Annotated in this window: 8 protein-coding genes; 3 read left to right on the top strand and 5 right to left on the bottom strand. The window is 71.4% G+C overall.

All coding sequences use genetic code 11. The features are described from left to right. The first annotated feature begins 10 nt into the window (after positions 1–10). Positions 11–2,044: a PQQ-dependent sugar dehydrogenase gene (locus tag ACGFYN_RS00835; protein WP_393863544.1), complete on the top strand. Its 2,034-nt coding sequence runs from the start codon at positions 11–13 to the stop codon at positions 2,042–2,044. Positions 2,045–2,051: 7 nt separating this feature from the next. Here ACGFYN_RS00835 and ACGFYN_RS00830 read toward each other — a convergent pair whose 3' ends face one another. After that, complete coding sequence (locus ACGFYN_RS00830) at positions 2,052–3,878, bottom strand: AMP-dependent synthetase/ligase (RefSeq protein ID WP_393864139.1); 1,827 nt, start codon at positions 3,876–3,878, stop codon at positions 2,052–2,054. A gap of 251 nt (positions 3,879–4,129) precedes the next feature. Continuing rightward, the gene (locus tag ACGFYN_RS00825) at positions 4,130–5,629 is read right to left on the bottom strand and encodes an MFS transporter (RefSeq protein WP_393863543.1); all 1,500 of its coding nucleotides are present in this window, start codon (positions 5,627–5,629) and stop codon (positions 4,130–4,132) included. Between the two features lie 112 nt (positions 5,630–5,741). Between ACGFYN_RS00825 and ACGFYN_RS00820 the strand changes: the two genes are divergently transcribed. Then, positions 5,742–6,722 (top strand): Lrp/AsnC family transcriptional regulator, encoded by a 981-nt coding sequence (locus ACGFYN_RS00820; RefSeq protein ID WP_393864138.1) that lies wholly within the window; start codon positions 5,742–5,744, stop codon positions 6,720–6,722. Positions 6,723–6,725: 3 nt separating this feature from the next. Here ACGFYN_RS00820 and ACGFYN_RS00815 read toward each other — a convergent pair whose 3' ends face one another. Further along, entirely contained in the window at positions 6,726–7,595 is an 870-nt protein-coding gene (locus ACGFYN_RS00815) for a LysR substrate-binding domain-containing protein (RefSeq protein ID WP_393863542.1), read from the bottom strand. A 188-nt stretch (positions 7,596–7,783) separates the two neighbouring features. Between ACGFYN_RS00815 and ACGFYN_RS00810 the strand changes: the two genes are divergently transcribed. Then, positions 7,784–8,806, top strand: a complete 1,023-nt coding sequence (locus ACGFYN_RS00810) for a bile acid:sodium symporter family protein (protein ID WP_393864137.1) — start codon at positions 7,784–7,786, stop codon at positions 8,804–8,806. On the opposite strand, the gene ACGFYN_RS00805 is transcribed toward ACGFYN_RS00810, so the two are convergent. Both ACGFYN_RS00805 and ACGFYN_RS00800 read right to left on the bottom strand, forming a co-directional pair. Continuing rightward, positions 8,742–9,977: a hypothetical protein gene (locus ACGFYN_RS00805; RefSeq protein WP_393863541.1), complete on the bottom strand. Its 1,236-nt coding sequence runs from the start codon at positions 9,975–9,977 to the stop codon at positions 8,742–8,744. The two genes, ACGFYN_RS00810 and ACGFYN_RS00805, sit on opposite strands and share 65 nt — an antisense overlap. A 10-nt stretch (positions 9,978–9,987) precedes the next feature. Then, positions 9,988–11,889, bottom strand: coding sequence for an exo-alpha-sialidase (locus ACGFYN_RS00800; RefSeq protein WP_393863540.1), 1,902 nt, complete (start codon positions 11,887–11,889; stop codon positions 9,988–9,990). Positions 11,890–12,034: the final 145 nt, after the last annotated feature.

Below are 12,034 nucleotides of genomic sequence, written 5' to 3'. Positions count from 1 at the left end.
GGGAACCTCCATGAAGCTGAAGAGAGTTCTGCCGTACGGCGTCGCCGCGGCCCTCGCCCTGCCCCTCGTGGGCCTGGGGCAGGGCAGCGCGGCCGCCGCCACCGACTACCAGGCGGAGGACGCCACCATCTCGCAGGGCACCGTGGCCACCAACCACAGCGGCTTCTCGGGCAGCGGCTTCGTCGACTACACCAACATCAAGGGCTCCTATGTGGAGTTCACGGTGAACGCGGCCGCCGCGGGCACCTCGGCGGTGACCTTCCGGTTCGCCAACGGGACCGCCGCCGACCGGCCCATGGACATCTCCGTCGGCGGTACGGTCGTCGCCTCCGGCGTGTCCTTCCCGACCACCGCCGACTGGAACACCTGGACCACCAAGACCGTCGACGTACCGCTGAAGGCGGGCACCGACAGGATCCGGGCCACCGCCACCACCGCCGACGGAGGCCCCAACCTGGACCGCATCAGCGTCAATACCGCGCGGGGCGACACCCAGGCCCCGACCCGCCCCGGGCAGCCCAGCTGCTCCGACGTCGGTGAGGACGGGCTCACCCTGGCCTGGGGCGCCGCGACGGACGACGTGGGCGTCGCGGCGTACGACATCTACGAGCACGGCAACAAGATCGGTGAGGCGCCCGGCAGTTCGGTCTCGAAGGCGCTGACCGGTCTGGCCCCCGCCACCACCTACGACCTGACCGTCATCGCACGGGACGCGGCCGGCAACACCTCCTCGGCGAGCCCGGTCGTGGACTGCACCACGAAGCCCAGTTCGGACACCACCCCGCCGAGCCGGCCGGGCACGCTGGCCGAATCCGCCGTGAGCGCTGACAGCGCCGAGCTCTCCTGGGGCGCCTCGACCGACGACAGGGCGGTCACCGCGTACGACGTGCGCAGCGGCGGCACGGTCTACAAGACGGTCACGGGCGGCACGTCGACCACGCTCACCGGGCTCGCCTGCAACAGCCCGTACAGCCTGAACGTCGTCGCGCGAGATGCGGCCGGCAACGTCTCCGAGCCGAGCAACACCGTCACCTTCACCACCAGGGCCTGCGCCACCGACGGCGGCGTCCCGTCCTCCATCGCCACGCTGTCCTCGGGCTGGACCATCCCGTGGGGCACCTACTGGATGCCCGACGGCAAGACCGCACTGGTCACCGAGCGGGACGACTTCCGGGTCTGGAAGGTGACCAAGGACGGCACCAGGACCCAGGTGGGAACCGTCCCGAACGCCGTCACCACCAACGGCGAGGGCGGTCTGCTCGGCGTCGCCGCCGACCCGAAGTGGGAGACGAACCACTACGTCTACTTCATGCACACCGCCGCCGAGGGCAACCGCGTGGTGCGCATGACGTACGACGGGACCGGGCTGAGCGGCTACAAGGTGCTGCTCCAGGGCATCAAGAAGAACCGCTACCACAACGGCGGCCGCCTCGCCTTCGGCCCCGACGGCTATCTGTACGTCTCCACCGGGGAGGCCCAGACGCCGGACCTGGCGCAGGACAGGAACTCCCTCAACGGCAAGATCCTGCGCATGACCACGGACGGGAAGCCGGCCCCCGGCAACCCGTTCGGCAACTACGTCTACAGCCTCGGCCACCGCAACCCGCAGGGCCTCGCCTTCGACCGCAACGGCCGCCTGTGGGAGGCGGAGTTCGGCAACAGCGCCAAGGACGAGCTGAACCTCATCAAGCCGGGCGCCAACTACGGCTGGCCCACGTGCGAGGGCAACTGCAGCGTCTCAGGCATGACCAACCCCAAGGCCACCTGGAACGTCAACGAGGCCTCGCCGAGCGGCATCGCCATCGTGCGCAACGTCGTCTACATGGCGTCCCTGCGCGGTGAGCGGCTGTGGCGCATCCCGATCAACGGCGACAACGAGAGCGTGGGCACGCCGACCGCGTACTACGTGGGCACCTACGGGCGGCTGCGGACCGTGACCAAGGTGCCGGGCGCCGACCAGCTGTGGCTGTCGACCACCAACTGCGACAACAACGGCAACCAGCCGGACGGCTCGGACAAGGTCTTCCGGGTGAACATCAGCTGACGGGCCGTCAGGCCTGGTACAGGGCCTCGACCTCGTTGCCGTAGGCGTTCTCGATGGCCTTCCGCTTCAGCTTCAGGGACGGGGTCAGCAGACCGTGTTCCTCGGTGAACGGCTGGGCCAGTATCCGGAAGGTGCGGATCGACTCGGCCTGGGAGACGAGAGTGTTGGCGGCGACCACCGCACGCCGCACCTCCGTCTCCAGGTCGGCGTCGCGCACCAGCTGGGCGGGGGCCATCTGCGGCTTGCCGCGCATCTGCAGCCAGTGCTCGACGGCCTCCTGGTCGAGCGTGACCAGGGCGGCGATGTAGGGGCGGTCGTTGCCGACGACGATGCACTGGTTGACCAGCGGGTGGTCGCGGACCCGCTCCTCCAGCACACCGGGCGAGACGCTCTTGCCGCCGGAGGTCACGAGGATCTCCTTCTTGCGGCCGGTGATGGTGAGGTAGCCGTCCTCGTCCAGGGACCCGAGGTCGCCGGTGCCGAGCCAGCCCTCGTGCAGGGTCTCGTCGGTGGCCTTCGGGTTGTTGAGGTACCCCGCGAAGACGTTCGGGCCGTGCAGCCAGATCTCGCCGTCGTCCGCGATGTGCACGGTGACGCCCGGGATGGGCTGGCCGACCGTGCCGTAGCGGGTGAGCTCGGGCGGGTTCGCGGTCGCGGCCGCCGTCGACTCGGTGAGGCCGTAGCCCTCGTAGATCTGCACGCCCGCGCCCGCGAAGAACAGGCCCAGCCTGCGGTCCATCCCGGAGCCGCCCGACATGGCGTTGCGGATCCGGCCGCCCATCGCTGCGCGCACCTTGGAGTAGACGAGCTTGTCGAAGAGCTGGTGCTGCATGCGCAGACCGGCCGAGGGTCCGGGCCCGATGCCCCAGGCCTTCGCCTCGACGGCGTCCGCGTACTTCACGGCGATGTCGACGGCCTTCTCGAAGGGCCCGGACTTGCCCTCCTTCTCGGCCTTGCGGCGGGAGGCGTTGAAGACCTTCTCGAAGATGTAGGGCACCGCGAGGATGAACGTCGGCCGGAACGCCTGCAGGTCGGGCAGCAGGGCGGCCGCGTTGAGCTGCGGCTGGTGGCCCAGGCGCACGCCGCCGCGGATGGTGGCGACCTCCACCATGCGCCCGAAGACGTGCGCGAGCGGGAGGAAGAGAAGGGTCGACGCCTCGTCGCCCTTCTTGGTGTGGAACACCGGCTCCCAGCGCTCGATGACGGTGTCCGACTCGTACATGAAGCTGCCGTGGGTGATCACGCAGCCCTTCGGGCGGCCCGTGGTGCCCGAGGTGTAGATGATCGTCGCGACCGAGTCCGGGGTGATCGCCTGCCGGTGCCGGTGCACCAGCTCGTCGTCGAGGTGCGCGCCGGCGTCGTAGAGCTCGTGCAGGCAATCGTTGTCGAGCTGCCACAGCTGGTGCAGCTGCGGCAGCCGGTCGATGACGGTGGCGATCGTCATCGCGTGGTCCTCGTGCTCCACGATCGCGGCCGTGCACTCGGCGTCGTAGAGCATCCAGAAGCACTGCTCGGCCGACGACGTGGGGTAGATCGGCACCACCTGGGCGCCGATCGACCACAGCGCGAAGTCGAACAGGGTCCACTCGTAGCGGGTGCGGGACATGAGGGCGACGCGGTCGCCGAACCGGATGCCCCGGGCGAGCAGCCCCTTGGCGAGGGCCAGCACCTCGTCCCGGAACTCGGCCGCGGTCACGTCGCGCCACTGCCCGCCGTCGTCCTTGCGGCCGAGCGAGATGTGCAGCGGGTCCTTCTGGGCACGCTCGAACACCACGTCGGCCAGACCGCCCACTGTCGGCGCCAGCGTCAACGCAGGGCTGGTGAACTCGCGCAAACTCACTCCCCGCTCCCTCAGCGCTGTATTCCAGTACTCCGCAAGCGCCGTGAAAGCTACCCCACCCGGAGACAGGGCGGGAGGGGGGTCAAAAGCGAGAAACCCTCAGCCTCAGCCAGGTCAGCGGCCGGAAAATGCGCTCACATCCGGAAGGGTCGGACAGAAAGCTGACGGTTGAGTAAGTTTCGGCGCCGTAATCTCCACCGAATCTGTACGACCTGAATCCCGCCCTTGACCGCTGGTCAACGACCTCACCGGCGCGGTGCGGCCGTCTCCTCCGTCAGCGTACGGGGGGTGGAATTCGTCACTCCGGTCCGGGTGGCACGAGGCGTCCGGACCAGCGTCACGACCAGTGCCCCGGCGACCGTCGCGGTGAGCCCGGCCACCACCGCGGCGGTGTTCAGGCCGGACGCGAACGCCGCCCGCAACGTGTGCTCGGGGAAGGATCCCCGCAGCACACCGGCCGCACCGCCCGCCAGCGCGTGGGCCGCGTCGTGCGGCAGCGTGTCGTTCATCCGGGACGTCACCACCGTGCCGTAGATCGCGATGCCCAGTGCGTACCCGAGCTGCCGGAACGTATTCACGGCGCCGCCCGCCATCCCGGACCGCTCCGGCGGTACGGCAGCCAGCGCGGCGCCCGCGATGCCGGGCGCGACCAGTCCCGTGCCGACGCCCATCAGGATGAGCCCCGGCACCAGCGCGGACGCCGTCGAGCCCGCGTCCAGCCCGGTCATGCAGAACTGGCCCGTGCCGATCAGCAGCAGCCCGCCGCCGACGGTGATCCGCGCCGGCACCCCGTGCAGCAGCCGGCCGCCGGCCGCGGCCACCGCGAACGACGACAGCGACAGCCACAGGAAGACCAGCCCGCCGCGCACCGGGCTCATCCCGAGCAGCGTCTGGAGCCAGATCGAGTCGTACGCCATGAGGCTGAACGCCGCCGCGTTGAAGGCGAGCGCGCCCACCATGACGCCCGAGAAGGCGGGCTTGAGGAACAGCCGAGGGTCCAGCAGCGGGTCGCTGCCGCGCCGCTCGACCACCAGGAAGCACACCAGGGCCACGACGGCGGCCGCGAACGTGAGCAGCGTGCCCGTCTCGCCCCAGCCGTGCTGTCCGGACCGCACGGCCCCGTACGTCAGCGCGCCCGCGAACGCGGCGAACGTCACCGTGCCCGCCCAGTCCACGCGCCGCTCGCGCGAGCCGTGCGACTCCGGCACGACCTTCAGGGTCAGCCACACCGCGACCACGCTCACCGGCAGATTGACGTAGAAGATCCACCGCCAGCCCGGGCCGTCGGTCAGCAGCCCGCCGACCACCGGGCCCACCGCCGCCGCCGCGCCGCTGACCGCGCCCCACACGCCGAGTGCGACTGACCGCTGCCTGCCCTGGTAGACGGAGCCGAGCAGCGGCAGCGTGGTCGCGAACATCGCCGCCGCGCCGAGACCCTGCACCGCGCGCGAGGCGACCAGCATCCCCGGCCCGCTCGCGAGACCGCACATGAGCGAGGCGCCCGCGAACACCACCACGCCCACGACGTGCACCCGCCGCCGTCCCAGGATGTCGGCCGCGGCGCCTATGCCGAGCAGCAGCGCGGCCAGCGCCAGCGCGTACCCGTCCATCACCCACTGCAGATCGCTCAGCGACGCGTCCAGCGCCCTGGCCATGTCCGGCAGTGCGACCACCGCGATCGTCACGTCCAGCAACAACATGAACGTGCCCAGGCACACGGCCGTGAGCGTCCCCCATGTACGCATGTCCTCAACTCCCTGTCGGTTCTGGTCCTTACGCTCCGTACGATGGGCCTCGAGCGGCCGATCGCAGTGGCACGGAGCCGCCTGCCGACGGAATTCGACAGGAGCAGCCGTGATGCAGATGGAATCCGACGTCTTCGACCAGCTCGACCTGCAGCTGCTGAACGCGCTGGAGGTCAACGGCCGGGCCTCCTTCAGCAGGCTCGCCGCCGTGCTCGGCGTCTCCGACCAGACCGTCGCCCGCCGCTACCGGCGGCTGTGCGCACAGGGCGGCCTCAGGGTCGTCGCGGTGCGGGACGCCGACGCCCTCGGGCAGGACCAGTGGACGCTGCGGCTGCGCTGCGTCCCGGACAGTGCCCAGACCATCGCGGAGGCGCTGGCCAAACGGCCCGACACCAACTGGGTCGGGCTCGCCTCCGGCGGCACCGAGATCGTCCTCGGCACCCGGCCGCGCAGTCCGGGTGACCGCGACGACCTGCTGCTCGGCAAACTGCCGCGTACCCCGCGCGTCCTGGAGATCCGCGCCCACCAGCTGCTGCACCGCTTCTACGGCGGCCCGAGCGGCTGGCTGCACAAGTTCGAGGCCATCACCCCCGACCAGATCCAGGCACTCACCCCGGACCCCGTGCCCGACCCGGGGCCCGCCCGCATCGACCCCGAGGACGAGCCGCTGCTCGCGGTCCTGGAGCGCGACGGACGCGCCGGCTACCCCGAGCTGCAGCGCGCCACCGGCCGATCCGAGTCCGCGGTCAAGCGCCGCCTCGGCACGCTGCTCGCCTCCGGCGCGGTCTATCTGGACGTGGAGTACCACTCCGAGGCCATCGGCTACCAGGTGGCCGCGGCGCTCTGGCTCACCACGACGCCCGCGGCGCTGCACTCCGTCGGCGAGGCGCTCGCCACGCACGACCAGATCGCCCATGCGGCCGCCACCGCAGGACCCACCAATCTGACCGCTACGGCGGTGCTGCGGAACACGGCGGAGTTGTACGCGTACCTCAGCGGGCCGCTCGGGCGCCTGGAGGGGGTCCAGCATGTGGAGGCGACGCCGTTCCTGCGGCGGGTGAAGCAGCTGACCTACCGGCCTCGGCCTCGGTGAGCCTTACGGACGCCTGCGCTGCAACCTGTCGCCGCCCGCCAGGATCGTCGCCGCCAAGGCGTCCGCCGCCTCCTGGGCGGTGCCGGGGCGGTGGCCGTGGACCAGGACGAAGTCGACGCGGCCGAGTTCGGGCAGGCCGAGGCGGTCGGGGAGACGGACCAGGCCCGGGGGGATCAGGCCGCGGGAGTGGGCCATGACGCCCAGGCCCGCGCGGGCCGCCGCGATCAGGGCGCTCAGGCTGCCGCTGGTGCAGGCGATGCGCCAGGGCCGGCCCTCGCGCTCCAGGGACTCCAGGGCCACGGCCCGCGTGATGCCGGGCGGCGGGAAGACGATCAGCGGCACCGGGCGGTCCGCCTCCAGACGCAGCCGCTCCGCACCGATCCACACCAGCTCGTCGTGCCAGACCAGATCGCCGCGCCGGTCCTCGGGCCGCCGCTTGGCCAGCACCAGGTCCAGCTTCCCGGCCGCCAGCTGCTCGTGCAGCGTGCCCGACAGCTCGACCGTCAGCTCCAGGTCCACCTCGGGGTGCTCGTGGCGGAAGCCCTCCAGGATCTCCGGCAGGCGGGTCAGCACGAAGTCCTCGGAGGCGCCGAAGCGCAGCCGGCCGCGCAGCCGGGTACCCGTGAAGAACGCCGCCGCCTGCTCCTGCACCTCGAGGATCCGCCGCGCGAACCCGAGCATCGCCTCGCCGTCCTCGGTGAGCTCCACCGAGTGGGTGTCCCGGGAGAACAGCTGCCGCCCGGTCGCGTCCTCGAGCCGCCGTACGTGCTGGCTGACCGTCGACTGGCGCAGCCCGAGCCGCCGGGCGGCCTGGGTGAAGCTCAGGGTCTGGGCGACCGCCAGGAAGGTACGCAGGTGGGAGGGGTCGTACATAAGGAACAACGGTAGCCGCTCATCATGAATCGCGATGGCAGTCAGAGCGGTATGACGGATTCCCGATCGGCCTCCGGAGGAGGACGATGAACGGGGGTCCTCCGGCCCCGGGACCGAAGACAGAGATCAGCGAGAACACAGAGATCAGTAAGTGGAGCACCGTGAAACGCCTGCGATGGCCGAGTTGGATGCCGATCGACCCGTACATCCTGCTACTGCTCGGGACGGTGGGGCTCGCGGCCCTGCTCCCGGCGCGCGGGGCGGGGGCCGACGTGGCCTCGGGTGCCTCCACGGCCGCGATCGCCTTCCTGTTCTTCCTGTACGGCGCCCGGCTGTCCACCCGTGAGGCGCTGGACGGGCTCAAGCACTGGCGGCTGCACACCACGGTCCTCGCCTGTACGTTCCTGATCTTCCCGCTGCTGGGCCTGGCCGCCCGCGGCCTCGTCCCGGTGCTGCTGGACCAGCCGCTCTACCAGGGCCTGCTCTTCCTCACGCTCGTGCCGTCGACCATCCAGTCGTCGATCGCCTTCACCTCGATCGCCCGCGGCAACGTGCCCGCCGCGATCTGCGCGGGCTCCTTCTCCTCCCTCGTCGGCATCGTCGTCACGCCGCTGCTCGCGGCCGCCGTGCTCGGCAGCAGCGCCGGCGGGTTCTCCGCCGACTCGCTCGTGCAGATCGTGCTCCAGCTGCTGGTGCCGTTCGTCGCGGGGCAGCTGCTGCGCCCCTGGATCGGCGGCTTCATAGCCCGCCACAAGAAGGTCCTCGGCCTGGTCGACCGCGGCTCCATCCTGCTCGTCGTCTACACCGCGTTCAGCGAGGGCATGGTCAAGGGCATCTGGCACCAGGTCAGCCCGGTCCGGCTCGGCGGCCTGCTGATCGTGGAGGCCGTGCTGCTCGCCGTGATGCTGGCTCTGACCTGGTACGGCTCGAAGGCGCTCCGCTTCGGCCGCGAGGACCGCATCGCCATCCAGTTCGCCGGCTCCAAGAAGTCCCTGGCCTCCGGACTGCCCATGGCCAGCGTCCTGTTCGGCGCCCACGCCTCGCTGGCCGTGCTGCCGCTGATGCTCTTCCACCAGATGCAGCTGATGGTGTGCGCGGTGATCGCCAAGCGCCGTGCCCGCGACGCCGACGACAAGGCGGCGCCGGTCACCCCGCGCGCGTCAGCCGCACCGTCACGAACCGCGGTCGGTACAGGGTCACGTTGGCGTTGATGCTCGCCGAGGCGCCGGTCGTGGCCAGCCAGTTGACGTCGTAGCTGAGCACCAGCCGTCCGTCGCCGCCGCCCGCGCCGGAGGCGCTGTTCGACACAGCGGGGTGCGCCTGCGGGTTGTACGCGGCGACCCCGGCCGTCGGCAGCGACGGGCTGAAGCCCTTCGCCGGTCCGTGCCAGGGCCCGGCGGGGGAGCAGGACCAGTACGAGGTCACGGTGGTCAGGGCCGCCGGGCCCGAGGCCATCGTGAACAGCACGTACGTGCCGTCCACCCGCACCACCGAGAAGGCGCTGCCCACCTTGGCGCCGCGCAGCGGCCGCGGTTCCAGGCCCCATCGGGAGCCGCTCCGGTACCGCCACGCCGACGGCTCCCCGAGCCGCCCCCGCGGCACCCGCGCCACGTACGCCGACGACGCCGGCCGGGACGCGGCCTGTCCGTCGTCGCCGCCGAACACGTACGTCCAGCCGTCCTTCTCGACCAGTGTGGTGCCGAACAGGACCCGCCGGGAGGGATCCTGGACCAGGCTCTGGTCGAGCACCTTCACGACCGACTCGACCCGCAGATCGGGCAGCGACAGGGTGGCGACCTCGGTGGCGGTGGGCACCCCGTAGATCCACGGCGACTGCCCGGCCGTCCGCACCCACAGCAGCACCCGGACGACCTTCTCGGAAGAGCCGGGGGAGCGGGGCTCGACGCGGGCGGCGACGGGCCAGCGCCACTGGTCCGGGGCCGGGTCCGGGAAGAGCGGGGTGGGGAGCGTGGTCCTCAGCCGGTTGCTGCCGTCCATCACCACGGCCGAGTTGCGCACCAGCGGAGCCGTCCGGTCCCGCCAGGCGTACGACTCGCCGACCGGGTTGGGCGGGCCGTGCACCCGGCCGAGGTAGGTGTCCGAGAACAGCCACAGCACCCGGCCGTCGGGCAGCCGCACCGAGTGGGTGCCGTCACCGCCGGTCCAGTCGTCGGTGCGGGTGGCGTCGTCGCCGTAGCGGGCGAACTCGCCGGTGAGCGGCTTGTCGGCGGACCACGAGGAGACCTTGTGCGGTGCGCAGCCGCCGCCCTCCCGGCCGTGGTGGTCCGGGAGGGCGGTGAGCAGCACGGCACCGAGAACCAGGGCCAGCAGCAGGCCGAGGCCGGTTCCCGTCCGCTTTCGTGCTCGTGCGTCCTCGGGCACGCACGGGACGTTAGTGGCTGCCGCTCACATGGTCCATGGGCAGCCACAGCACGGTGTCCTTCGGCGAGGCGGCGCGGCCGGCGAGTTCCTCGTCGCTCAGCGCCCGGTCCCACACATGGACGTCGTCGATCGCGCCGGTGAAGAAGGCCCGGCTGTCCATGCGCTGGCCGATGTGCACGCCGAACGGCGAGTTGCGGCTGACCGACCCCGGCACGTCCGCCGCCGTGGTCCGCACGCCGTCCACCGCGATGGTCAGCTGCCCTCCCCCACGCTCGGCTTCGCTCGCGTGGGAGGTACCCCCTTCGCGGCGCAGCGTCAGACGGTGCCACTGGCCGTCGTTGTAGGCGCCGTTCGTGCGCACGGACGCCGACTGCGGGGGCGCGGCGCCGTTGCGGACGGTGATCAGGCCCTGGATGCGGTTGCTCGCGGGCTCGCCGCGCAGCCACACCTGGGGCTGCGTGGTGCCGATCCCGCCCATCCACAGCAGCGGCTGCTCACCGGTCGTGGCCGTGTAGCGGAACCACAGCGACGCGGTGAAGTCACCAGTCCCCAGCGGGAGTTGTTCGCGATACGGCAGTCGTACGGCGTCGTCGACACCGTCGAACTCCAGCGCCCGGCCGTACACGCCGTCCGTCGTCCCGGCGCCGCCGAGCACCGCCGCGGGACGCGCGTGCCGGGCGAGGTCGGTGCTGGTGGGATCGGGGCCGCGGCGCGGTTGCAGCCAGTCCTCGTCGAAGCGGGCGAAGCGGATCTCGTCGCGCGCGTCGACGGCGCCGCCCTCGTACATCAGCCCCACCGTGTCCTGGCCGACGCGAGCCATGTCGGAGTAGCCCGACCAGTCCGTGGTGACGACCGTGCCGCGGTCCACGCTGTCCCAGGTGCGGCCGCCGTCGTAGGAGGAGCGGATCATCATGGTCCGGCGGCGGTCGGGATCGCCGGGGCAGGCCAGCAGGATGCGGTCGCCGATGCGGAGCATCGAGCCCTGCACCTGGGGCGTGTAGAGGTCCGCCAGGGCGCGGAAGGGCGCCGTGAAGCTGCTGCCGCCGTCGCGGCTGACCGCCTGGGTGCGGTGCCCGAGGTCGGTCCCGTCCGTCTCACGGCCGCTGACCAGGACCGAGCCGTCGGTGCGCTCGGTGAGCGTCACCTCGGACGGCTTCTGCCGGAAGGTGCCGTCGTCGGCGATGGGCCAGGAGTCCGTGGCGCCGATCTTCCAGTGGTCGCCGCCGTCGTCGCTGACGATCAGCGCCGCGTGGTTGGCGGTGACCCGGCTGCCGTTCCACGTCTCGGTGTTGACGCCGAAGACCAGCCGCCCGGCGTGCTTGCCGCGGGTGAGCTGGATGCCGTGCACGGGGCCGGTGGCGTACCAGGAGTTCCAGTCCGCGGGCAGGATCTCGGAGCTGAGGTCGCGTGGCCGGGACCAGCTGACCCCGTCGTCGTCGCTGTACTGCATGTGCGGGGTGCGGTCGCAGGGGACGGAGCAACTGGCGCTGTCCGTACGGCCGGTGTTGTACGTCTCGGCGAGCAGGACGCGGCCGGTCCTGCGGTCCACGATCGGCGCCGGGTTGCCGTGCGTGTCGCCGCCGCCGTCGCTGACGACCTGGAGCGGGCCCCAGCTGCGGCCGCCGTCGGTGGAGCGCTTGAGGACGATGTCGATGTCGGAGGCGTCCCCACAGTTGAGGACGCGGCCCTCGGCGAAGGCCAGCAGCGTGCCGTCGTCGGTCTTCACGATCGCCGGTATGCGGAAGCACGCGTAGCCGGGGTCCTGCGCGGCCTTGAAGATGATCTGCTGCTCGAACAAGGGGGACTCGGCCGGGGATTGGGCGTGCGCGGGGCTCGGGAGCGCGGCCACGCCCACCAGGACGGCGACCGCGGTGACCACTGATCTCAGACGTGCGCGAAGACGTGACGGCATGGTGCGAACCTGCCCTTCAGAGGTCTGGACATCTGGACATCCCACGTCCAACGTCCGTGTCACTGAGGCTAGTTGTGGTCTCCCGGGCCCCACAAGGACCGTGCGCCTGACTTGTTCAATCGGTGTGTTCCCGGCGCCGCAGAAC

It is taken from the genome of Streptomyces sp. NPDC048419 (assembly GCF_043200415.1).
Lineage (GTDB): Bacteria > Actinomycetota > Actinomycetes > Streptomycetales > Streptomycetaceae > Streptomyces.
This window is presented reverse-complemented; position numbering and strand designations above follow the sequence as displayed.